Origin of the sequence: Streptococcus sp. CL6.22, assembly GCF_049738055.1 — a bacterium.
In the GTDB taxonomy this organism is placed as follows: Bacteria; Bacillota; Bacilli; order Lactobacillales; family Streptococcaceae; genus Streptococcus; species Streptococcus mitis_DJ.
The window spans coordinates 82,553-107,446 of record NZ_JBKOTV010000005.1; the positions used below are offsets into that span (position 1 = coordinate 82,553).

Sequence of the window (24,894 nt, forward strand, 5' to 3'; positions counted from 1 at the left end):
TATGAAATGGACAGAAAAAATAACCCGATTTGCGATAAAAAATCGTAAATCTCCAGCAAAAAATCGTAGGATAGTTGGCAAGTACCTCAGCTTTGTAGCTGTTGCTCTTTTCGCCCTCTTTTTGGCTAATTTTGCGTATATTATCGCAAAAGGTAATATATTTGGTACTGACTTGGTAAAAGAAGCTAAAAAGGTTCACCAAACAACTCGAACAGTACCAGCCAAACGCGGAACTATCTATGACCGAAATGGAGTGCCTATCGCTGAAGATGCGACCTCTTATAACGTCTATGCTGTTATTGATAAAAAATACAAGTCAGCAACGGGTAAAATTCTTTATGTAGAGGATTCGCAGTTTAATAAGGTAGCTGAAGTCTTCCATAAGTATTTGGATATGGATGAAGCTTATGTGAAAGAGCAATTAGCTCAACCAAATCTGACCCAAGTTTCCTTTGGAGCAAAAGGGAATGGGATTACCTATGCCAATATGATGGCTATTAAAAAAGACTTGAAAGATGCTAGTGTGGAAGGGATCGACTTCACAACTAGCCCTAACAGAAGCTACCCAAATGGCCAATTTGCTTCTAGTTTTATTGGCTTAGCCCAACTTCATGAAAATGAGGATGGTAGCAAGAGTTTGTTAGGAACTTCTGGTTTAGAGAGTTCCTTGAATACGATTCTTGCAGGGACAGATGGGATTATTACCTATGAAAAAGATCGTTTAGGAAATATCGTCCCAGGTACGGAACAGATATCACAGAAGACTGTGAATGGTAAGGATGTTTATACAACATTGTCTAGTCCGCTACAATCTTTCATGGAAACTCAGATGGATGCCTTTCTAGAAAAAGTAAAAGGTAAGTATATGACCGCGACCTTGGTCAGTGCCAAGACTGGTGAAATCCTCGCTACCACCCAACGACCTACCTTTAATGCAGATACTAAAGAAGGAATCACTGAGGACTTTGTTTGGCGTGATATTCTTTATCAAAGTAACTATGAACCAGGATCAGCCATGAAGGTTATGACGTTAGCTTCTTCTATTGATAATAATACCTTCCCAAGTGGAGAATACTTCAATAGCAGTGAATTAAAAATAGCGGATGTGACGATTCGAGATTGGGATGTTAATGATGGTTTGACTACTGGTGGGATGATGACTTTCTTACAAGGTTTCGCTCACTCCAGTAATGTTGGAATGAGTCTACTTGAACAAAAAATGGGAGATGCTACTTGGTTGGATTATCTAAACCGCTTTAAGTTTGGGGTGCCGACGCGTTTTGGTCTGACTGATGAGTATTCAGGTCAATTGCCTGCTGATAATATTGTCAATATTGCCATGAGTGCATTTGGTCAGGGGATTTCTGTAACGCAGACCCAGATGCTACGTGCTTTTACAGCCATTGCCAATGATGGCGTCATGCTAGAGCCTAAATTTATTACGGCCTTGTATGATCCAAATGATCAAACCGTTCGTAAATCTCAAAAAGAAATCGTAGGAAATCCCGTTTCGAAAGATGCAGCTAGCCAAACTCGGGCTCACATGGTCTTGGTAGGAACGGATCCTATATATGGAACTATGTATAATCATAGTACAGGAAAAGCAACTGTCAATGTTCCAGGTCAAAATGTAGCCCTCAAGTCTGGTACGGCTCAAATCGCTGACGAGAAAAATGGAGGCTACTTGGTTGGTTCTACCAACTACATTTTCTCGGTTGTGGCTATGAACCCTGCTGAAAATCCTGATTTTATCTTGTATGTAACGGTTCAACAACCTGAACATTATTCAGGTATCCAGTTGGGAGAATTTGCCAACCCAATCTTGGAGCGGGCTTCAGCTATGAAAGAATCTCTCAATCTTCAATCTCCAGCCAAGAATTTAGATAAAGTTACGACAGAATCTTCTTATGCAATGCCTAGCATCAAGGATATTTCACCTGGTGAGTTGGCGGAAGCCTTACGCCGAAATATTGTGCAACCAATCGTTGTAGGTACTGGAACAAAGATTAAAGAATCATCTGTAGAAGAAGGGACCAATCTTGCACCAAACCAACAAGTTATCCTTTTATCGGATAAGGTAGAAGAAATTCCAGACATGTATGGCTGGAAAAAAGAGACTGCTGAGGCCTTTGCTAAATGGTTGGATATCGAGCTGGAATTTGAAGGTTCAGGTTCCGTCGTTCAGAAGCAGGATGTTCGGACTAATACAGCTATCAAAAACATTAAAAAAATTAAATTAACTTTAGGAGACTAATATGTTTATTTCTATCAGTGCTGGAATTGTGACATTTTTACTAACTTTAGTAGGAATTCCGGCCTTTATCCAATTTTATAGAAAGGCGCAAATTACAGGCCAGCAGATGCATGAGGATGTCAAACAGCACCAGGCAAAAGCTGGGACTCCTACAATGGGAGGTTTGGTTTTCTTAATTGCTTCTGTTTTAGTTGCTTTCTTTTTCGCCCTATTTAGTAATCAACTCAGCAATAATGTTGGTATGATTTTATTTATCTTGGTTCTCTATGGTTTAATCGGATTTTTAGATGACTTCCTCAAGGTCTTCCGTAAAATCAATGAGGGCCTTAATCCCAAACAGAAATTGGCTCTTCAGCTTCTAGGTGGTGTCATTTTCTACCTTTTCTATGAGCGTGGTGGCGATATGCTTTCTGTCTTTGGCTACCAAGTGCATCTAGGGATTTTCTATATTGTCTTCGCTCTTTTCTGGCTAGTCGGTTTTTCAAACGCAGTCAACTTGACAGACGGTATTGACGGTTTAGCTAGCATTTCCGTTGTGATTAGTTTGTCTGCCTATGGAGTTATTGCCTATGTGCAAGGTCAGATGGATATCCTTCTAGTGATTCTTGCCATGATTGGTGGTTTGCTTGGTTTCTTTGTCTTTAACCATAAGCCTGCTAAGGTCTTTATGGGAGATGTGGGAAGTTTGGCTCTCGGTGGAATGCTGGCAGCTATTTCAATGGCTCTCCACCAAGAATGGACTCTCTTGATTATCGGAATTATTTATGTCTTTGAAACAACTTCGGTCATGATGCAAGTCGGCTATTTCAAAATGACTGGTGGAAAACGTATTTTCCGTATGACGCCTGTGCATCACCATTTTGAACTTGGAGGATTGTCTGGTAAAGGAAATCCTTGGAGCGAGTGGAAGGTTGACTTCTTCTTTTGGGGAGTGGGGCTTCTAGCAAGTCTCCTGACCCTAGCAATTTTATATTTGATGTAAGAATAGCACCCTGATATTTCAGGGTGTTTTTGCATTCTAAAAAATATTGGTCAATTAAAGTCAAATCTCTTGACCTTTTTTGACTAATGTAGTATATTATGAACGTAAGGTAAATGAAAGCCTTACTAGAACACTTATTTAAAGTAAAATAGAAAGAGGTGGGGTCTATGTTTAATCTAGAAATCTTTAGAAGTAAAGATAGTCTACTCCTGCTTGAAAAAGAAAAACCAGAAATAGTACGTAGAGTAGCAATCTAGCTAGTCTAAATTTTTTAAGATAAAGGTCAAAGATAGTCAATATCAGTAATCATAACTAAGTAAATAAAAAGAGGTAAAGAATATGAACAACAACTTTAATAATTTTAACAACATGGATGATTTATTTAACCAATTGATGGGTGGTATGCGAGGATATAGTTCTGAAAATCGCCGTTACTTGATTAATGGACGTGAAGTCACACCTGAGGAATTTGCTCACTATCGTGCAACTGGTCAATTGCCAGGAAATGCAGAAACTGATGGACAAATGAAACAACAGTCTTCAGGTATGAAACAAGATGGTGTCCTTGCTAAACTGGGTCGAAACTTGACTGCAGAAGCGCGTGAGGGCAAGTTGGATCCTGTCATCGGACGAAACAAGGAAATTCAAGAAACATCTGAAATCCTTTCACGCCGTACCAAGAATAATCCTGTTTTAGTAGGAGACGCAGGTGTTGGTAAGACAGCAGTTGTCGAAGGCTTAGCACAAGCTATTGTGAATGGTGATGTTCCAGCTGCTATTAAGAATAAGGAAATTATTTCCATTGATATCTCAGGTCTTGAGGCTGGGACTCAATACCGTGGTAGTTTTGAAGAAAACGTTCAAAACCTAGTAAATGAAGTGAAAGAAGCAGGGAATATTATCCTCTTCTTTGATGAAATTCATCAAATCCTCGGTGCTGGATCTACTGGAGGTGACAGTGGTTCTAAAGGGCTTGCGGATATTCTCAAGCCAGCCCTCTCTCGTGGGGAATTGACCGTTATTGGAGCGACAACTCAAGACGAATATCGTAACACTATTTTGAAGAATGCTGCTCTTGCTCGTCGTTTCAACGAAGTCAAGGTAAATGCTCCTTCAGCAGAAGATACCTTTAAAATCCTTCAAGGAATTCGTGATCTCTATCAACAACACCACAATGTCATCTTGCCAGATGAAGTCTTGAAAGCAGCAGTGGATTATTCGATTCAATACATTCCACAACGTAGCTTGCCAGATAAGGCTATCGACCTTGTCGATGTAACAGCAGCTCACTTGGCAGCTCAACATCCTGTAACAGATGTGCATGCTGTTGAACGGGAAATTGAGGCAGAAAAAGACAAGCAAGAAAAAGCAGTTGAGGCAGAAGACTTTGAAGCAGCTCTCAATGCTAAAACACGTATTGCAGAATTAGAGAAAAAAGTCGAAAACCACACAGAAGACATGAAAGTGACTGCAAGCATCAACGATGTGGCTGAGTCTGTGGAACGAATGACAGGTATTCCAGTGTCACAAATGGGAGCGTCAGACATCGAACGTTTGAAAGATATGGCTCATCGCTTGGAACACAAGGTAATTGGCCAAGATAAGGCAGTAGAAGCAGTGGCTCGTGCTATCCGTCGTAACCGCGCTGGTTTTGATGAAGGCAATCGCCCAATCGGTAGCTTCCTCTTTGTAGGTCCAACTGGGGTTGGTAAGACAGAACTTGCTAAGCAATTAGCGCTCGATATGTTTGGTACCAAGGATGCGATTATCCGCTTGGATATGTCTGAATACAGTGACCGCACAGCCGTTTCCAAATTGATCGGTACAACAGCAGGTTATGTGGGTTATGATGACAATAGCAATACCTTGACAGAACGTGTTCGTCGCAATCCATACTCTATCATTCTATTGGATGAGATTGAAAAGGCTGATCCTCAAGTAATCACCCTTCTCCTCCAAGTATTGGATGACGGTCGTTTGACTGATGGTCAAGGCAATACAGTGAACTTCAAGAACACGGTCATTATCGCGACATCAAATGCTGGATTTGGCTATGAAGCTAACTTGACAGAAGATGCGGACAAACCAGAATTGATGGATCGTTTGAAACCATTCTTCCGTCCAGAGTTCCTTAACCGCTTTAATGCAGTCATTGAGTTCTCACACTTGAATAAGGAAGACCTTTCTAAGATTGTGGACTTGATGTTGGCGGAAGTCAACCAAACCTTGGCTAAGAAAGACATTGATTTGGAAGTCAGCCAAGCAGCTAAGGACTTTATCACAGAAGAAGGTTATGACGAAGTTATGGGTGTTCGTCCTCTCCGTCGCGTGGTTGAACAACAAATTCGTGATAAGGTAACAGATTTCCACTTGGATCATCTAGATGCCAAACATTTGGAAGCAGATATGGAAGATGGCGTTTTGGTCATTCGTGAAAAAGCCTAACTCAAGATTTTGAGAATAAAAAAAGAAGGAACTAGCTAAAAGCTGGTTCCTTTTTGTGTTTAGATGATATGGCGCTCAAAGGCATCATCTGAGATTCCTTGTTCCAGGATGAGTTTCGCCCATTCTTTAGCTGAAAAGAGGCTGTGGTCCTTGTAGTTTCCGCAAGATTCGATGGTTGTTCCAGGGACATCTTCCCAAGTAGTAGTTTCAGCGATTTCCTTGAGCGAATCTTTGATAACAGCAGCAATCTCGGCGCTAGTATGGCGTCCCCACATAATCATATGGAAACCAGTACGGCAGCCAAATGGTGAGCAGTCAATCATACCGTCAATGCGGGTACGGATGAGTTTGGCCAAGAGGTGCTCAATGGTGTGAAGCCCAGCAGTAGGGATTGAGTCTTCGTTTGGTTGTACCAAGCGAATATCAAAGTTGGAGATGACATCTCCCTTTGGACCTGTTTCTTCTCCAATCAAGCGAACATAGGGTGCTTTAACAATGGTGTGGTCAAGTTCAAAACTTTCAACAATAACTTCTTTTGACATGGTAAATCCTTTCAGTTTTCTTCTTTCATTATATCATAAAGACGGCTCCTGAGACAGAGAGAAAACCTCTCCGAGGGTGGAGAGGTTTGAATCGTTATTTACGATACAAGCGGTCGTATTGGTAGTAAGGGTCAAAGGTTACATTGATACCCAGTTTACGAAGGACATTCTTATCTTCATCGGTTAAGATGATGGTTGAGTGGGCTTCGCTTCCTTTGAGGTTGCCAAGTTCTTCCATGGCATGCGCAGCGTCAGGATTTTCCGTAGCTGTGATAGCAAGTGCAATCAGGATTTCATTTGAATGAAGGCGTGGATTGCGGCTACCCAGATGATCGATTTTAAGACCTTGGATTGGCTTAACCACTTCAGGTTCGATTAGTTTTACTTCTTTAGCGATGTCAGCTGATTTCTTGATAGCGTTGATCAAGGCAGCGGCTGTAGGGCCAAAGAGCTCTGAGTTCTTACCAGTAACAATTTCCCCAGTTGGCAATTCAAGGGCTAGGGCTGGTCCGCCAGTTTCTTCTGCTTTTTGACGCGCAACGACAGCAACCTCACGGTCTGCTGGTGTGATACCGAGGTCATTCATAAGCAACTCGATTTTCTTGACAGCAGCTTCGCCAACTTTTTCGGCTTTAAAATCAAGAACAGTTTGATAGTAACGGCGGATGATTTCTTGTTTAGAAGCTTCGACAGCAGCTTCATCATCTGTAATAGCGAAACCAACCATGTTGACACCCATGTCTGTCGGTGAAGCGTATGGAGACTCTCCTAGGATACGTTCCAACATGCGCTTGAGCACTGGAAAAATTTCGATATCACGGTTGTAGTTGACAGTGGTTTCTCCATAGGTTTGGAGATGGAAGGGGTCGATCATGTTGACATCATCAAGGTCTGCTGTGGCAGCCTCGTAGGCCAAGTTGACCGGGTGATGAAGGGGAAGATTCCAAACTGGGAAGGTTTCAAATTTAGCGTAGCCAGACTTGATACCATTGATTTGGTCGTGGTACATATTGGACATACAGGTTGCCAATTTTCCAGAACCAGGTCCAGGAGCGGTTACGACAATCAAGTTACGACTGGTTTTGATGTAGTCGTTTTTCCCCATACCTTCTGGAGAAATGATGTGATCCATATCTGTCGGATATCCTTTGATTGGATAATGAAGATAAGAATCAAATCCGTTTTTCTCAAGTTGGTTGCGGAAGGCATCTGCAGCTGGTTGACCAGCGTACTGTGTGATAACAACGGAGCCAACAAAAATTCCCAATTCATTGAATTTATCAATCAAACGAAGAACTTCTTGGTCATAAGAAATGCCCAAGTCACCACGTGCTTTAGAATGTTCGATGTTGTTAGCATTAATGGCAATCACAACCTCAACTTGCTCTTTCAATTCTTGTAAGAGCTTGATTTTGTTGTCAGGCTCATAACCAGGAAGGACACGAGCAGCGTGGAAATCTTCTAACATTTTGCCACCAAACTCTAAGTAGAGCTTGCCGTCAAATTGGTTAATGCGCTCCAAAATGTGGTCGCGCTGTAGATTCAAATATTGTTCAGAACTAAAAGCTTGTTTTTTCATTTTTTTACCTCTGACCTCTATTATAATAAAAAATTGGAAGTTAGGAAACTATGGAGTTAAAAAAGGAATTAAAAAGATTAGGCAAACGCTTGCACAAAACTCTAAAAAGCGCTATCATAGACTACAGATTATTAAAATAATGAGGTAAGAAGATGCAAGAAAAATGGTGGCACAATGCCGTAGTCTATCAAGTTTATCCTAAGAGCTTTATGGATAGCAACGGAGATGGAATTGGCGATTTGACAGGAATTACCAGTAAGTTAGACTATCTAGCCAAGTTAGGAATTACAGCGATTTGGCTTTCTCCCGTTTATGACAGTCCGATGGATGATAATGGCTATGATATTGCTGATTATCAAGCGATTGCGGCTATTTTCGGGACCATGGAGGATATGAACCAACTAATCGCAGAAGCTAAGAAACGTGATATTCGTATCATCATGGACTTGGTGGTCAATCATACCTCAGATGAACATGCTTGGTTTGTCGAGGCCTGTGAAAATCCTAACAGCCCTGAACGTGACTACTATATTTGGCGGGATGAACCCAATGATTTGGATTCTATCTTTAGTGGTTCTGCTTGGGAATACGATGAAAAGTCAGGTCAATACTATCTCCACTTTTTCAGTAAGAAACAGCCTGATCTCAACTGGGAAAATGAAAAACTTCGCCAGAAAATTTATGAGATGATGAACTTCTGGATTGATAAAGGCATTGGCGGTTTCCGTATGGATGTTATCGACATGATTGGGAAAATTCCTGATGAGAAAGTAGTCAATAATGGTCCTATGCTCCACCCTTATCTCAAGGAGATGAATCAGGCGACCTTTGGAGATCAGGATCTCTTGACAGTAGGGGAAACATGGGGAGCAACGCCAGAGATTGCCAAGCTCTACTCGGATCCAAAGGGGCAAGAATTGTCTATGGTCTTCCAGTTTGAACATATCGGTCTTCAGTATCAGGAAGGGCAACCTAAATGGCACTATCAAAAAGAGCTGAATATCCCTAAGTTAAAAGAAATCTTCAACAAATGGCAGACAGAGTTAGGAGTTGAGGACGGTTGGAATTCGCTCTTCTGGAACAATCATGATCTCCCTCGTATCGTCTCAATCTGGGGAAATGACCAAGAATACCGCGAAAAATCTGCCAAATCCTTTGCTATCTTGCTTCATCTCATGAGAGGGACTCCTTATATCTACCAAGGTGAGGAGATTGGGATGACCAACTATCCCTTTGAAACACTGGATCAAGTAGAAGATATTGAGTCCCTCAATTATGCGCGTGAGGCTCTTGAAAAAGGCGTTCCGATGGAAGAAATCATGGACAGTATCCGTGTCATTGGACGTGACAATGCCCGTACCCCTATGCAATGGGATGAAAGCAAAAACGCTGGTTTCTCAACAGGTCAACCTTGGTTGGCAGTGAATCCAAACTATCAAGCAATCAACGTTCAAGAAGCACTGGCAAATCCAGATTCTATTTTCTATACTTATCAGAAACTGGTTCAAATCCGTAAGGACAATAGCTGGCTGATTCGAGCTGACTTTGAACTCTTGGAAACAACTGACAATGTCTTTGCATATATCCGTAAAGATGGGGACCGTCGTTTCCTAGTTGTGGCTAACTTGTCCAATGAAGAACAAGACTTGACCGTAGAAGGAAACGTCAAATCGATCTTGATAGAAAACACCGTGGCTCAAGAAGTTTTTGAAAAACAAATCTTGGCTCCATGGGATGCTTTCTGTGTGGAATTACTATAAACATTTTTTACAGAAAAATCTAAAATTGAAATCGTATAAAAACAAGGGAGGACTGTATGAAAGGCAGAAATCCTTTGTTTTTTTTATAACCAAGGTTTATAAACTTTCATTCTCAAAATTCAATTAACTTTACAAATTCCCACTATTTTGGTAAAATAAACTTATGTTATAAAAACTAACATAAAGGAGAAAGAAGATGACTACAAAAAAGCGTGTCCTTAGTGCAGGCCTGACTTTTGCAGCTGCTTTGCTTTTAGCTGCTTGCGGACAATCAGGTTCAGATACAAAAACTTACTCATCAACCTTTAGTGGAAATCCAACTACATTTAACTACTTGTTAGACTACTACGCTGATAATACAGCCATCATTACCAACCTAGTTGATGGTTTGCTTGAAAATGACAACCACGGAAACCTAGTTCCATCTTTGGCAGAAGACTGGTCTGTTTCAAGCGATGGCCTGACTTATACCTACAAACTGAGAAAAGATGCCAAATGGTTCACGGCTGACGGTGAAGAGTACGCCCCAGTCAAGGCACAAGATTTTGTGACAGGTATCAAGTATGCAGTGGATAATAAATCCCAGGCCATTGACTTGATTCAAAACTCGATCAAGGGCTTGAATGATTATATTACAGGAGCGGATTCTGACTTTTCTAAGGTTGGAGTGAAGGCCATTGACGACCATACTGTTGAGTATACTTTGGCACGCCCAGAGCCTTACTGGAATTCAAAAACAACCAATAGTATTCTTTTCCCAGTGAATGAAGAGTTTCTAAACTCAAAAGGGAAAGATTTTGGGACCCTATCTCCAGATAGCATTCTCTACAGCGGACCTTATTTGTTAAAAGATTTCACATCAAAATCATCGATCGAGTATGTGAAGAACCCACATTACTATGATCATGACAAAGTATCAATTGAACACGTAAAATTGGCTTACTTTGATGGTTCAGACCAAGAATTGACCATCCGTAACTTTGAAAGTGGAGCTTATTCTATCGCTGGGGTTTATCCAAATAGTTCTAACTTTGCTAAGACCAAGGAGAAATATAAGGATAATATCGTCTATAGCTTGCAGGACAAGACTTCTTGGTATTTCAATTTCAACGTCAACCGTAAGGCTTACAACCATACGTCTAAAACGACAGATGAGCAGAAGAAGTCAACTGAGACAGCTGTCTTGAACAAAAACTTCCGCCAAGCGGTGAACTTTGCCCTGGACCGCACAGCCTATTCTGCTCAGTCAAACGGGGAAGAAGCAGCTAGCAAGACTCTTCGTAACACCCTAGTGCCTCCTACATTTGTCCAAGTTGGAGACAAGACCTTTGGAGAAGTAGTTGCTTCTAAATTGGTCAACTATGGCACAGAATGGTCAGATATTAACTTGGCAGATGCTCAGGATGCCTATTTCAACAAAGAAAAAGCCCAAGCAAAATTTGCGGAAGCTAAAAAAGAATTGGCAAGTCAAGGTGTGACTTTCCCAATTCACTTGGATGTTGCAGTTGATCAGACTAGTAAAAATGCTGTGACAGGCATGAACTCAGTTAAGCAAACCCTTGAGTCGGTTTTAGGTGCTGATAACATTGTCATTGATGTTCAACAACTTTCAACGGATGATTTTAATAATGTAGCCTTTTTAGCGCCAACACCAGCTGATCGTGACTATGATTTGAACTTTGATGGTTGGGTAGGTGACTACCAAGATCCGTCAACTTATCTTAATCCTTTCAATGCTGAGGATGGGTTCTACCTCAAGATTTTTGGTTTAGATGCTCAAGAAGATAAAGCTAAGATTGCTAGCTTGGGGCTTGATACTTACACCAAGATGCTCAAAGATGCAGATAGTGAAAATAAAGATGTAGCCAAACGCTATGAAAAATATGCTGAAGCACAGGCTTGGATGATTGACAATTCTCTGATTATGTCAGCCATGTCAAGTGGTGGTACAGCATCTGTAACCAAAGTAACGCCATTTACAAGAGGATATTCACTGGTCGGCATCAAGGGTGACGGTAATAACTACAAGTACATGAAACTGCAAAAAGATACTGTGACAACCAAACAGTTTGAAGAAGCTAAGACTAAATGGGAGCAAGAAAGCAAAAAAGCAATCGAAAAAGCCCAAAAAGAAGCAGAAAATCATGTTAAATAAAGATGAGCGAGGTTCCGTAAGGGGCCTCGTTTTAACATCTATATAGTAAAATTATTGATGTAATTGTTTGCAAATCAAAAAGAATGTTTCGGAAAGAAGATGAAAACGCCTTACCTAAGCGGATTTATCTCACAAGTGTATTTTTTTATGATATAATAAAATGAAATAAAAATTGATAATAGAGGTATATCGTGAGTAGATCTTCGAAGCGAGCTCGTCAGGGTAAAACAAAAATATTGATTAGTTGGGGGTTGCTAGCTATCTATGCATTACTAGCAGTCTTTTTGTTGTTTTTGATTTTCAAGTACAATATGCTAGCCTTCCGATATCTCAATATAGTGGTCACTGTCTTAATTGTAGCCTTAGCTATCTTGTGCTTCTTTTTAATTCGGTCAAAGAAAGTTCAAAATCTAACGTTGATTTTATTACTACTTGGTGTGTTAATCAATGGTACTTCTCTCTTTGCTGTAGGGCAGTTCATTGGATTTACCAGTCGCCTGAATGCGACATCGAATTACTCGAATTATTCGATGAGTGTTGCGGTGTTAGCAGATAGTCCAATTGATAATATCAGTCAGGTAACCAGTGTAATGGGGCCTACTGGGACGGATAAGGATAATATCCAACAGTTGATGAATGATCTGAAGGCTAGTCAAAATAAGGAATTGACTGTCGAAGAAAGTAGCTCCTATCTTGCGGCCTATAAGAGCTTGCTAGCCGGTGATACAAAGGCAATCATTCTAAACAGTGTCTTTGAAAACATTATCGAATCGGAATATCCTGACTATGCTTCGAAAATTAAGAAAATCTATACCAAAGAATTAACCAAGACGGTTGAAACTCCAAAAGATGTCAAAGGTGACAGTTTCAACGTTTATATCAGCGGAATTGATACTTACGGTCCAATTAGCTCAGTTTCTCGTTCGGATGTCAATATCATTATGACAGTGAATCGTGAAACGAAAAAGATTCTCTTGACAACGACACCACGTGATTCCTATGTTCCAATTGCAGATGGTGGCAACAACCAAAAAGATAAGTTGACCCATGCGGGGATTTATGGGGTAGATGCTTCAATTCATACCCTGGAAAATCTCTACGGTATTGACTTGAACTATTATGCTCGTTTGAATTTCACTTCTTTCTTGAAGTTGATAGATCTCCTTGGTGGGGTTGATGTTCATAATGATCAGGATTTTACATCATTGCATGGTAAGTTTCATTTTCCTGTAGGGAATGTTCATCTTGATTCGGAGCAAGCTCTTGGCTTTGTGCGTGAGCGCTATTCTTTGGCAGATGGTGATCGGGATCGTGGCCGTAACCAGCAAAAGGTCATTGTTGCAATTCTGCAAAAATTAACCTCTACGGAAGCTTTGAAAAATTATGACAGTATTATAAAAGGGCTGCAAGATTCGATTCAAACCAATATGCCACTTGAAACCATGATGAACCTGGTTAATGCCCAACTTGAGAGTGGTGGAACGTATAAGATCAATTCACAAGATCTTAAAGGAACAGGGCGGATGGATTTACCATCCTATGCCATGCCTGAGAGTAGCCTCTACATGATGGAAATTAGTGACAGCAGTTTAGAGTCAGTCAAGGCTGCAATCAATGATGTGATGGAAGGGAAATAAGACAAAATGATTGATATTCATTCGCATATCGTATTTGGTGTGGATGATGGTCCGAAAACTAAGCAAGAAAGCAAGGCGCTTTTGACAGAAGCCTATAGACAAGGTGTAAGGACTATTGTATCGACATCGCATAGACGAAAAGGAATGTTTGAAACTCCTGAGGAGACGATAGAGACAAACTTCCAAGAAGTGAAGGAGTTAGCCAAGGAAGTGGCTCCAGATTTGACCATTCTCTATGGAGCAGAAATTTATTATACCCATGATGTGCTTGAGAAGTTAGAAAAACAGGTGATTCCAAGTCTCAATGGGACACGCTATGCTCTCATTGAGTTTAGTATGGCTACCCCTTACAGGGAAATCCATACTGCCTTGAGCAATGTTCTCATGCTTGGGATAACGCCTGTAGTTGCCCACATTGAACGTTACCATGAATTAGAAAATAACGAAAAACGGGTAAAAGAGTTGATTGACATGGGCTGCTACACTCAAATCAATAGCTCAAGTATTTTAAAACCAAAGTTATTTGGGGATAAATATAAATTTATGAAGAAACGAGCTCGCTATTTCCTAGAGCGTGATTTGGTACATTTTGTGGCGAGCGATATGCACAATTTAGACCAAAGACCGCCTTACATGAAAGAAGCTTATGAGATCGTCTCAAAACAATACGGTGAAAGAAAGGCGAGAGAATTATTTATCGAAAATCCTCGCTTTATCTTGGCAGATCAAATTATTTAGGAGTTGACATGAAAGAAAATAAAGAAATCGGAATTGATGTTGTTCAATTATTTAAAATCCTTTGGAAGAAGAAACTCGCTATCATACTAACTGCGGTTGTGACAGCGTTACTTGCATTTGGCTTGAGTAGTTTTGTGTTGAAACCGGAATATGCTAGTACAACACGAATCTATGTTGTTAGTCGCAATCAATCTGAAAATACAGGGTTGACGAATCAGGATTTGCAGGCAGGTACCTATCTTGTAAAAGACTATAAGGAAATTATCCTTTCGCAAGATGTACTGGAAAAAGTCATTTCAAATCTTAAATTAGAGAAAACAGTTAAAGAACTAACTAAGAAAATTCAGGTGACAGTACCGGTAGATACTCGTATCGTATCGATCGTTGTTAAGGATGATCAACCAGAAGAAGCAAGTCGTATCGCAAATGCTCTTCGTGAAGTGGCAGCTGAAAAAATCATTAAGGTAACTCGTGTATCTGATGTAACAACATTAGAGGAAGCTAGACCAGCAATAACACCATCCTCACCTAATATTCGTCGAAATACTGCGCTTGCTTTCCTAGTAGGTGGAGCAGTGATGGTTGTTGCAGTCGTATTGCTTGAATTATTGGACGATCGTGTCAAACGACCAGAAGATGTCGAAGAAGTCATGCAGGTTGCACTTTTAGGAATTGTTCCAGATTTGGATAAGTTAAAGTAAGGGAGAAAACATGCCAACATTAGAAATCTCAAAAAAGCGTTTAGATTTTGCTAAAAAAGCTGAAGAACACTATAATGCTTTGCGTACCAATATTCAATTGAGTGGTGATAATTTGAAAGTTCTTGCTATTTCATCTGTCAAACCTGGTGAAGGAAAATCGACAACGTCAACTAATATCGCCTGGGCTTTCGCGCGTGCAGGCTATAAAACATTGCTAGTTGATGCGGATATCCGTAATTCAGTCATGTCTGGTGTCTTCAAGTCAAGGGAAAAAATTACTGGGTTAACTGACTTCTTAGCTGGAACTACTGATCTTTCAAATGGTCTCTGTGATACCAATATTGATAACCTATTTGTTATTCAGGCAGGACCGATATCACCTAACCCAACGGCCCTCCTGCAGAGTGAAAATTTCCATACCATGATTGATACCTTGCGTAAGTATTTTGACTATGTCATTGTGGATACTGCACCGATTGGGATGGTTATTGACGCCGCTATCATTACACAAAAATGTGACGCTTCTATCTTGGTTACGGCAGCTGGAGAGACAAAACGACGTGATATCTTAAAGGCCAAGGAACAGTTAGAACAAACAGGAACTCCTTTTTTAGGTGTGGTTCTAAATAAATTCAACACCGAAGTTGAAAAATATGGAGCTTATGGTGGTTATGGAGCCTATGGTTCCTATGGAAATTATGGGAAAAAGAAGTAGGTAGAGTTACCTAGGAGGTAGTTTTGAGAGAAGTATCAAATATTCGAAAACTAGAGATTCTCATAATACAACTGTTTCCAATTTATCTGTTATCGTTTGTATTAGCTAGTCATGAACTTCTGGTATTTCTGATGGTGGTTCACACTATTTCTTACTACATTAGTGCATATAGTAAAAATTTCAAATACCGGACCCTTGCAGAGGAATGTATACAAACGTTAAAATATATACTGGTCTATATTTTCTTATCCTGTATAGTTTTTCCTATTTTAGAACCAAATATACCATATTTATCATTAGCTAATCTATTATGCATTGTGACTGTAAATTCAATTATGCTAATGATTGTCAATATTTGGATTCGTAAGATTTGGAAATATCTATCACTTCAAAAAAAATATACTCAGCGTATCTTGCTAGTGACCACACGTGCACGAGTTGAGAGAGTACTAAAGCAACTGTCTACTTATGAGTATGGCTATGTTTCAGCTGTTTGTATTGTGGATGATGAGCATTTTGAGTCTTCTAATTTGACAATCGTTACGTTGGATAACTTAGTAACCTATGCTACGAGATCAGTAGTAGATCAAGTGGTGATTAATCTTCCAAGTGAAAATTTTTTAATTGCAGATTTTGTTTCTCAATTTGAAATGATGGGCTTGCCAGTAGCTGTTAATATTGCGGCTTTAGAATTTGTAACCAATAGTGAAAAAGCGATTCAACGTTTTGGGAATTCTAGTGTGGTTAATTTTTCAACAACCTTTTATCGTTCTAGTGATGTTGCTTTAAAACGAATGATAGATATAATCGGATCCTTATTTGGTCTAGTGATTTGTGGTATAGTGTCTATTTTTCTTGTTCCTTTGATAAAAAAAGATGGAGGTCCTGCTATTTTTGCCCAGGATAGGGTTGGTAGAAATGGACGTATATTTAAATTTTATAAATTCCGTTCTATGAGAGTAGATGCAGAGGAAATCAAGAAGGATTTGATGAGTCAGAACCAGATGCAGGGTGGGATGTTTAAGATTGAAAATGATCCACGTGTGACAAAGATAGGGTACTTTATTAGAAAGACGAGTCTAGATGAATTGCCACAATTTTGGAATGTTCTAAAAGGCGATATGAGTTTAGTTGGTACTAGACCACCAACCTTAGATGAGTATATGAAGTATACACCCGAACAAAAACGTCGTCTCAGTTTTAAACCTGGAATTACAGGCCTTTGGCAGATTAGTGGTAGAAGTAATATTACAAACTTCGATGATGTAGTAAAATTAGATGTTACTTATTTAGATGGCTGGACAATTTGGAAAGATATTGAGATTTTACTGAAGACAATAAAAGTTGTAGTAATGAAAGATGGAGCGAAATAATTTTTGTTTTATTATAAAATAAAGTAGGAGTGATATGAGAAAAGCAGTTTATATCATTGGTTCAAAAGGGATTCCTGCCAAATATGGAGGGTTTGAAACCTTTGTTGAAAAATTAACCGAATACCAAAAAGACAGCAACATACAATATTATGTTGCTTGTATGCGTGAAAATTCAGCCAAGTCTGGTATCACGGAAGACCGGTTTGAGCATAATGGAGCCATTTGTTTCAATGTTGATGTGCCCAATATCGGACCAGCCCGCGCCATCGCTTACGATATTGCAGCAGTCAACAAGGCTATTGAATTGGCTAAGGAAAACAAGGACGAAGCTCCCATTTTTTACATTCTGGCTTGTCGTATTGGTCCTTTTATTTCAAGAATTAAGAGAAAAATTCTAGCTATTGGGGGCACCTTGCTTGTGAATCCAGATGGACATGAATGGTTGCGAGCAAAGTGGAGCATGCCAGTTCGTAAGTACTGGAAATTTTCAGAGAAACTCATGGTCAAGCATGCTGATTTACTGGTATGCGATAGCAAAAATATTGAACAATATATTCAGGAGGACTATAAACAGTATCAACCAGAGACCACCTATATTGCCTATGGTACTGATACTGCTCCTTCAAATCTGAAAGCAGAAGACACAAAGGTTCGGAACTGGTATCAGGAAAAAGGAATTAACGAAAATGGTTATTATCTAGTGGTGGGACGATTCGTCCCTGAAAACAACTACGAAACCATGATTCGTGAATTTATCAAGTCCAAGTCCAAGAAGGACTTTGTCCTCATCACAAATGTGGAGCAGAATAAATTTTACGATCAGTTGTTACAGGATACTGGTTTTGATAAAGATCCTAGGGTCAAATTTGTCGGTACAGTCTATGACCAAGAGTTGCTCAAGTACATTCGTGAAAATGCTTTTGCCTATTTCCATGGGCATGAGGTTGGGGGGACAAACCCTTCTCTACTAGAAGCTCTAGCATCAACAAAACTGAATTTGTTGCTAGATGTTGGTTTTAACCGTGAGGTTGGTGAAGACGGGGCTATTTATTGGAAAAAAGATGAGTTGGCAAGCGTCATTGAGGAAGTAGAAGAATTTGATCAGGCAACGATAGCTGACTTGGATTTTAACTCAAGCAAGAGAATCCTCTCAGCTTTCACATGGGAAAAGATTGTGTCGAATTATGAGGAAGTATTTATTAAATGAAAATTTTACATTATACTTTAGGTTTTCAGCCATCACGTACAGGTGGACTTGTTAAATATGCAGAAGATTTGATGAATCAGCAGGTTGAATCAGGGTATGAAGTAATAGCACTGTATCCAGGTAGAATTAAAATTTTTTCATATGATTTAGTTATAGAATCTGCAAAATCAAGAGGTTTTGAGTGCTACGAGTTAATAAATAGTTTGCCATTAGCATTATTCGGAGGTTTTACTGAGCCGGATGAATTTATGAAGAAATGTGATAAAAGGGTCTATTATAATTTTCTAAAAAAAATTAATCCAGATATAATTCATGTACACTCATTAATGGGAATACATAAAGAATTTTTTGAATCTGCCCATGAATTAGGTATAAAGATATTTTTTACTAGTCATGACTATTATGGATTGGCACCAGTACCAAATTTTTTCTTTAACGGAGTAGATTATAGTAAAAACAATACTAATACATCTTGGAATATAATGTCTTCAAATGCTCTCAGTGTGAAGAAACTTCGTTTTTTTCAAGTTCCCTTTTATCCGACAATTAGGAGAGCATTGAAAGTGTTAAGAAAAAATCTAAAATCTAAGAGCAGTATAGAAGTTTCTGAGAAAACAGAGATTATTAATTATAGAGATATCCGTTCATATTATAATGAAATCTTTAATTTAATTGATGCTTATCTATTTAATAGTAGTGTAGCAAGGGATGTTTATATAAAAAACGGGGTGCTTCCTCAAACAGAAGCAATCATTTCTATTTCTAATAGTAATATTCGAAAACGAAATGTACATAGAAAAAATCGCAATAAAAGTGTAATAGCTTATATTGGTCCAGATGAAGATTATAAAGGTTATTTTGATTTTATTGATTTTGTAAATGATATTGATAAAGAAAATTATGAAGTTAAAACCTATGGTCATTTACCTAATAGAGAGTGTCCTACCTATATTCAACAAAATGGATATTTCACAAAAAAAAATATTGATACGATTTACTCTGATATAGATATTCTTATCGTACCTAGTAAATGGAAAGAAACATTTGGTCTGATTACGATAGAAGCATTATCCTATGGTGTGAAGGTGTTTGTTAGTGAGAATGTGGGATCTAAAGATTTGCTTTCAAAATCATATGTATTTCGAGATAAACAAGATTTGTTATACAAAATACAAAGTACAGAATATGAAGAACAAATTATAAATACCATGGAAGAACATATGATTGAAGTAAAAAGATTTTATGAAAGAATAATAAATGAACATAAAAAGAATAGTTAAAATAATCACTGGAAGAGATATTGATATTCACCCAGATGTCCCAATAAATTACGTCATGAAAAAAGGAATTATTTATAGTTTAGGTTTAATAAATGGTTTCATTCGTGGTATCGGACTTGGTAAAAGAGGAGTTCGTTTCTTTATTGGTAAGGGAGTATCTATTTTTGCCAAACATAAAATATATATTGAGAACAATGTAAGAATTGGTAATTATGTAGTAATAGATGCGCTATCGGAAAATGGTATTCAACTTGCGAATAATGTGAAAATAGGAGATTATTCCCAGATTATAGGAACTGGTTCAATAAAAAATATGGGTAAAGGTTTAAGAATTGGAAAAAATTCTTCTTTCTCAGAATTTTGTTTATTTGGAGCAGCAGGAGGAATAACTATTGGAAATGATGTTATTGCGGGCCAAAATGTACGATTCCACTCAGAAAATCATAATTACGATGATGCTGATAAGTTAATTAGAGAACAAGGTGTCAATAGAAAAGGAATTTCTGTTGGAAATAATTGCTGGATTGGGGCAGGTGCAGTATTCTTAGATGGTTCTAGTATAGGATCGGGTTGTATTGTAGCTGCTAACTCAGTAGTAACGAAACATTTCCCAGACAATGTTATTATTGGTGGTGTACCTGCTAAGATTTTAAAAAAAAGGTCTTAGTTGAAACTCTTTAAAAATTAATTATACTATAGATTTTCAATATACATATAGGAACTACTAAAACTAGTGCTAAGCTCTAAATTTTAATGTTAAAAATTTCTTTAGAAAATAACAAAACAAATTTATTTATTCAAATAAATCTCTGAAATTTGTTAATATGATATTTAAAAAAATCTTTCATAATTATATAAAAATTTAAAATAAGGATGATTCAAATAAATGAAAAAAATAAAAATCATTATCCCGTACTTTGGAGAATTTCCAAAATTTTTCCCTTATTTTTTAATGACAGCAAGAAGAAATAAGAATATTGATTTTGAAATCTTTACGGATCAGCCAGTTGAGCAGTTCTCTTTATTAAATGCAAGAAATATACATTTTAATAGAGTGACCTTTTCTGATTTAAAAAAGAAAATTCAATCAAAATTTAACTTTGAAATTTCGCTAGATGATCCTTATAAGCTATGTGATTATAAACCAGCTTATGGATTGATTTTTGAAGATGAGCTAATTGGGTATGATTATTGGGGTTTTTGTGATACGGATATCTTATTAGGAGATATTTATCAATTTTTAGAAGATTATGAGTTTTTCACAAAAGAATATGATAGATATGGACTTTTAGGTCACCTTCAGATATACAAAAATATAAAAGAGGTAAACACTATTTTTAAAACGGGCGTTGGTATGAGTTATCGATTGGACTACCAAAATGTTTATACCAGTAGTAAAAATTTTATTTTTGATGAGCAAGAGGGAGTTCAGAAACTTTTTGAACTCTCTCGAATGAATCAATTACAAGTAACTTGCTTTCATGATTTAGATATTTCTTGTTTTTCTTTTAGATGTAATGGTGAGAAAAAAGTACAAAGATATTATTATTGGACAGACTTAAAAGGTCTAGAATCGATAGAGTTAAAAAAAGGAAATATAGTGACAACTCAACCTCTATATGTTCATTTCCAAAAAAGAAATATTGAATGTCCTGAAGTTGTAGAAAATAAACAATTTTATGTTGTTCCGAACCGTTTAGTTAATGGTAATAAATTATCAGTTGAAGAAATCAAAAGTGCGACTCAAAACAAAATTTACTGGGAACATATAAAGAGGGTTATTCAGAAAAAATTTAAGAAAGAAAAATGGACTTTTGAATTCATACTTCATAAGATAAGGATGAAAAATCGATGAACAATGTAACGTTAAGTATCATAATACCTGTTTATAATGTTGAAGCTTACCTAAGAAGATGTTTGAATTCTATACTTAAACAAAATACTTTAATAGACTATGAAATTATATTGGTTAATGATGGATCGACTGATACAAGTGGAAGAATATGTGATGACTTCAAATCTCACTTCCCTAATATTCAGGTGAAACATATAAAAAATAGTGGAGTGGCAGTAGCTAGGAACCTTGGTATAGCTCTATCAAATGGGAAATTTTTATATTTTGTAGATCCAGATGACTATTTGACAGAGTCTTTTTTTATAGAGCTTGCTCCATATATAAATGATAATTGGGATGTTTTATGCTTTGGTTTTAATGAAGTAAAAGAAAAAAATATGGTCGCAATATCTTGTCGCGAACATAGATATAGTAAAATAGGAATATTAACTCATGAAGATTTTATTAATAATTTTGTAGATTTCTTTAGGACAGATATGATGTACAATGTTTGGTCAAGAGTTTATAAAAAAGATTTCATTTTAGAGCACGGTATTGAGTTTCCAAAAAAAACCATTGGGGAAGATACTTTATTTAATTTTCAAGTATACAAGCACTTAGAAACTATCCGATTTATTGAACCTTGTCTATACAATTATATAGCTGGTAGAAGTGGTTCTGCTTTGACAGTATTTAACCCAGTTAGAATTGAAATTCAACTAAATGAGCTTGCGGAGTTGAAACAACTATTGAAAAAATTTCATATAGAAGATTATTCTTTGTTGAAAGAGATAAAAACGAAGATTATTGTAAGTTCTGCCTTTCAAATTGCTAATTTAGAAGATACAAAAAAAAATAGGGTAAGATTATTAAGAAGCATTATTGAAAATGAACAATTTGATGACATTTTTTCAGGAGAAACTTATCAAATCATTGGTTCTTATGGTGTTTTAATAAAGAACAAGAACTTTTCTTTATTGCTTAGGAGGTTGACAATAGAGTTACTTGCCAGAAAAAAATTCAGAACAGTATTGTTTATTGAAAAATTAAAAATGAATCGAGTCTTACGTAAGATTGTTTTTAAATAATTTTTTAAAAACTAACAGTAAAAAGGATATTATGTTAAAAATTAAATTTGAGAACCTTTTGGTGATTTTTGTATTAACTATAGTTACGGGATATGATACTATTACGACTACAATGTTAAATAGGACACTACCTAATATTCCCGTGATTTTATTAATATGTGTAGTTTTATTATTGATTTTTAGATTTTTATTTATAAAAAAATTTAGTGCATTTTATATTATATCGAGTATTTTATTGATATTGACAAGTATTATAGTATTTTTACGTACAGGTGGTACCAATTTTCTTCTGTATTCATTGTTGATTATACTATTATATCAAGCAGATGTTGATGTAGTTTTGAAAACATATGTGGGTGTATCAGGTATAATTGTTTTGTTAATATTTCTACTCTCAATTTTAGGAGTAGTACCTAATTTACAATTTGCTCAAATTCGCTCATCTAGTTTAGTAGTTAGAAATTCATTTGGTTTCATCTATCCAACTGATTTTGCTTCTCACTGTTTTTACCTATTTATTGCTTGGGGTTATTTGCTTAGAGAAAAATATATATTTATCAGAACGATTGTAGGACTATCTTTAGCATTCTTTATACTAAAATTTTGTGATGCACGACTAAATGCATTATCAGTTCTTGCCGCAACTTTGATTTTCATAATCATGTATTATACTAAAGAAAGAGAATTCAAAGTATACAGTATAATGCCATATTTTGCTCTTATTTTTTCTACTTTCATGTTTTATGTTTCCTACTTTTTCACATGGTCTTCTTCGTTCTATGTGAATTTAAATAATCTGTTTAGTATGAGATTGTTTTTAGGTAAAAATGCACTGGATACATATGGTTTACCTTTATTTGGTAAAGCTGGAGTAAAGTTTATTGGCTATGGTGGGACCACCGAGTCGGTTCACAGTTATAACTATGTTGATTCATCTTATATCCAAATGTTATTTTATTATGGATTAATTCCTGTTGTATTGCTAGTATTGATTTATGTGTTTGCTTCAAAAAAAGTTCATAAGCAAAAAAAATATTTATTTCTAGCCCTATTATCTCTTATTACAATTAACTGTATGATTGAAGCTTTCTGGATAAGACCAGGATACAATATTTTTATGTTTACAATTTTTGCTAATTTGTATGATATCCAAAATAAGGAAAAAAGAGAAGTAAGACTATGAAAATAATAAAAAATTATGCTTATAATCTTTCTTATCAGTTACTACTCATAATACTACCTATCATCACAACTCCATACGTTACGAGGGTATTTTCATCAGAAGCTTTAGGAACCTATAGCTTCTTCAGCTCTATTGTTACCTATTTTCTTTTGCTAGCTAGCTTAGGAGTAGCTAACTATGCTACCAAGGAAATCTCAAGTAATAAGAAAGACATTTGTAGGAATTTTTGGGGCATTTATACTCTACAGCTAGGGGCAGCTATTTTTTCTTTTGTGCTGTATGTTGTATTATGTCTTATTTTACCTACTATGAAAAATCCTGTGGCTTATATTTTAGGTTTTAGTTTGATTTCTAAAGCTTTAGATATTTCATGGTTATTTCAAGGTTTAGAGAATTTTCGAAAGATTACAGTAAGAAATATTACGGTGAAATTAGCTGGTGTTATTTCTATTTTTCTATTCATAAGATCATCAAATGATTTATATTTATATGTTTTTTTACTAACCACTTTTGAATTGTTAGGACAATTAAGTATGTGGTTACCAGCAAAAGAATTTATTGGGAAACCACACTTCGATTTGCTGTATGCTAAACGGCATTTGAAGCCAGTCATCTTATTATTCCTACCTCAGATTGCTATATCGCTTTATGTGACATTAGATAGCACTATGCTTGGGGTTCTTGCTTCAGCAAGAGATGTAGGTATTTATGACCAAGCTTGGAGACTTGTTAATATTTTATTAACACTAGTGACTTCGTTAGGTAGTGTCATGTTGCCACGAGTTTCAAATCTTTTATCATCAGGGGATCATAAAGCCGTTAACAAAATGCATGAGATGTCATTTCTAATTTATAATTTGGTAATTTTCCCCATTATGGCAGGAATGTTAATTGTAAATGATGATTTTGTTACCTTTTTCCTCGGGCAAGATTTTCAAGAGGCACGTTATGCGATAGCAATTATGATTTTTAGAATGTTCTTTATTGGTTGGACCAATATTATGGGGATTCAAATTTTGATACCTCATAATAAAAATAAAGAATTTATGCTGTCAACAACAATTCCTGCTATTGTTAGTGTGGGCTTAAATCTTCTCTTGCTTCCAAAGCTGGGCTATATAGGTGCGTCAATTGTATCTGTTTTAACAGAGGTACTAGTATGGTTGATACAGTTATTCTATACTCGTTCTTATTTGAGAGAGGTGCCCATTATAGGTTCATTAATCAAAATTATAATCTCATCTGGAGTTATGTATGGTATCCTACTATTTATAAAACAATTCCTAAATGTATCAGCGATGATTAATGTGGGACTATATGCTGTTCTGGGAGCAATAATTTATGTTAGTTTGATTTTGATTTTTAAAGTAATCGATTTAAGTAAGTTAAAACAACAATTATTAAAAAATAAAGGAGTGTAA

19 protein-coding genes are annotated in these 24,894 nt (G+C 36.9%); 17 read left to right on the forward strand and 2 right to left on the reverse strand.

Translation table 11 applies throughout. The features are described from left to right. Window position 1: 1 nt before the first annotated feature. From pbp2x to ACLNCW_RS03625, 3 genes are all read left to right on the forward strand, one after another. Window positions 2-2,254: a penicillin-binding protein PBP2X gene (gene pbp2x, locus ACLNCW_RS03615; RefSeq protein ID WP_424845377.1), complete on the forward strand. Its 2,253-nt coding sequence runs from the start codon at window positions 2-4 to the stop codon at window positions 2,252-2,254. Between the two features lies 1 nt (window position 2,255). Then, window positions 2,256-3,236, forward strand: coding sequence for a phospho-N-acetylmuramoyl-pentapeptide-transferase (gene mraY / locus ACLNCW_RS03620; RefSeq protein WP_000470817.1), 981 nt, complete (start codon window positions 2,256-2,258; stop codon window positions 3,234-3,236). Between the two features lie 339 nt (window positions 3,237-3,575). Then, complete coding sequence (locus tag ACLNCW_RS03625) at window positions 3,576-5,681, forward strand: ATP-dependent Clp protease ATP-binding subunit (protein ID WP_424845378.1); 2,106 nt, start codon at window positions 3,576-3,578, stop codon at window positions 5,679-5,681. Between the two features lie 59 nt (window positions 5,682-5,740). Here ACLNCW_RS03625 and ACLNCW_RS03630 read toward each other — a convergent pair whose 3' ends face one another. Continuing rightward, window positions 5,741-6,223 carry an S-ribosylhomocysteine lyase gene (locus ACLNCW_RS03630; RefSeq protein WP_000032556.1) on the reverse strand — a complete coding sequence of 161 codons (483 nt, stop codon included), beginning with the start codon at window positions 6,221-6,223 and terminating at the stop codon, window positions 5,741-5,743. Between the two features lie 94 nt (window positions 6,224-6,317). Continuing rightward, window positions 6,318-7,802: a DUF1846 domain-containing protein gene (locus ACLNCW_RS03635; RefSeq protein WP_424845379.1), complete on the reverse strand. Its 1,485-nt coding sequence runs from the start codon at window positions 7,800-7,802 to the stop codon at window positions 6,318-6,320. A gap of 152 nt (window positions 7,803-7,954) precedes the next feature. Here ACLNCW_RS03635 and ACLNCW_RS03640 point away from each other — a divergent pair, with 152 nt between their 5' ends. The 14 genes from ACLNCW_RS03640 (at window position 7,955) to ACLNCW_RS03705 (ending at window position 24,894) form a co-directional block, all read left to right on the forward strand. After that, window positions 7,955-9,562 (forward strand): glycoside hydrolase family 13 protein, encoded by a 1,608-nt coding sequence (locus ACLNCW_RS03640; protein WP_424845380.1) that lies wholly within the window; start codon window positions 7,955-7,957, stop codon window positions 9,560-9,562. Between the two features lie 196 nt (window positions 9,563-9,758). After that, entirely contained in the window at window positions 9,759-11,717 is a 1,959-nt protein-coding gene (locus ACLNCW_RS03645; RefSeq protein ID WP_424845381.1) for a peptide ABC transporter substrate-binding protein, read from the forward strand. 191 nt (window positions 11,718-11,908) lie between these two features. Further along, window positions 11,909-13,354, forward strand: a complete 1,446-nt coding sequence (cpsA, locus tag ACLNCW_RS03650; RefSeq protein ID WP_004258254.1) for an LCP family glycopolymer transferase CpsA — start codon at window positions 11,909-11,911, stop codon at window positions 13,352-13,354. 6 nt (window positions 13,355-13,360) lie between these two features. After that, the gene (gene cps4B / locus ACLNCW_RS03655) at window positions 13,361-14,092 is read left to right on the forward strand and encodes a capsular polysaccharide biosynthesis protein Cps4B (RefSeq protein ID WP_000565389.1); all 732 of its coding nucleotides are present in this window, start codon (window positions 13,361-13,363) and stop codon (window positions 14,090-14,092) included. An 8-nt stretch (window positions 14,093-14,100) separates the two neighbouring features. Beyond that, window positions 14,101-14,793, forward strand: coding sequence for a CspC family polysaccharide chain length determinant protein (locus ACLNCW_RS03660; RefSeq protein ID WP_000662188.1), 693 nt, complete (start codon window positions 14,101-14,103; stop codon window positions 14,791-14,793). 10 nt (window positions 14,794-14,803) lie between these two features. Further along, on the forward strand, window positions 14,804-15,508 hold the full coding sequence (locus tag ACLNCW_RS03665; RefSeq protein WP_023946628.1) for a tyrosine-protein kinase: 705 nt from the start codon (window positions 14,804-14,806) through the stop codon (window positions 15,506-15,508). Between the two features lie 23 nt (window positions 15,509-15,531). Continuing rightward, window positions 15,532-16,881, forward strand: coding sequence for a sugar transferase (locus ACLNCW_RS03670; protein ID WP_049546747.1), 1,350 nt, complete (start codon window positions 15,532-15,534; stop codon window positions 16,879-16,881). A 34-nt stretch (window positions 16,882-16,915) separates the two neighbouring features. Further along, window positions 16,916-18,088, forward strand: a complete 1,173-nt coding sequence (gene cps2T, locus ACLNCW_RS03675; protein WP_078237914.1) for a beta 1-4 rhamnosyltransferase Cps2T — start codon at window positions 16,916-16,918, stop codon at window positions 18,086-18,088. Next, window positions 18,085-19,368, forward strand: coding sequence for a glycosyltransferase (locus ACLNCW_RS03680; protein WP_078237913.1), 1,284 nt, complete (start codon window positions 18,085-18,087; stop codon window positions 19,366-19,368). Before cps2T ends, ACLNCW_RS03680 begins: the two co-directional genes overlap by 4 nt. After that, entirely contained in the window at window positions 19,346-20,035 is a 690-nt protein-coding gene (locus ACLNCW_RS03685; RefSeq protein ID WP_004258279.1) for an acyltransferase, read from the forward strand. Before ACLNCW_RS03680 ends, ACLNCW_RS03685 begins: the two co-directional genes overlap by 23 nt. A gap of 219 nt (window positions 20,036-20,254) precedes the next feature. Beyond that, entirely contained in the window at window positions 20,255-21,223 is a 969-nt protein-coding gene (locus ACLNCW_RS03690; protein WP_004258283.1) for a DUF6625 family protein, read from the forward strand. Further along, on the forward strand, window positions 21,220-22,290 hold the full coding sequence (locus ACLNCW_RS03695; RefSeq protein ID WP_004258286.1) for a glycosyltransferase: 1,071 nt from the start codon (window positions 21,220-21,222) through the stop codon (window positions 22,288-22,290). The genes ACLNCW_RS03690 and ACLNCW_RS03695 overlap by 4 nt, the downstream gene beginning before the upstream one ends. A 31-nt stretch (window positions 22,291-22,321) precedes the next feature. Beyond that, window positions 22,322-23,473, forward strand: a complete 1,152-nt coding sequence (locus tag ACLNCW_RS03700; protein ID WP_023946619.1) for an O-antigen ligase family protein — start codon at window positions 22,322-22,324, stop codon at window positions 23,471-23,473. Further along, window positions 23,470-24,894 (forward strand): flippase, encoded by a 1,425-nt coding sequence (locus ACLNCW_RS03705; protein ID WP_024056597.1) that lies wholly within the window; start codon window positions 23,470-23,472, stop codon window positions 24,892-24,894. Before ACLNCW_RS03700 ends, ACLNCW_RS03705 begins: the two co-directional genes overlap by 4 nt.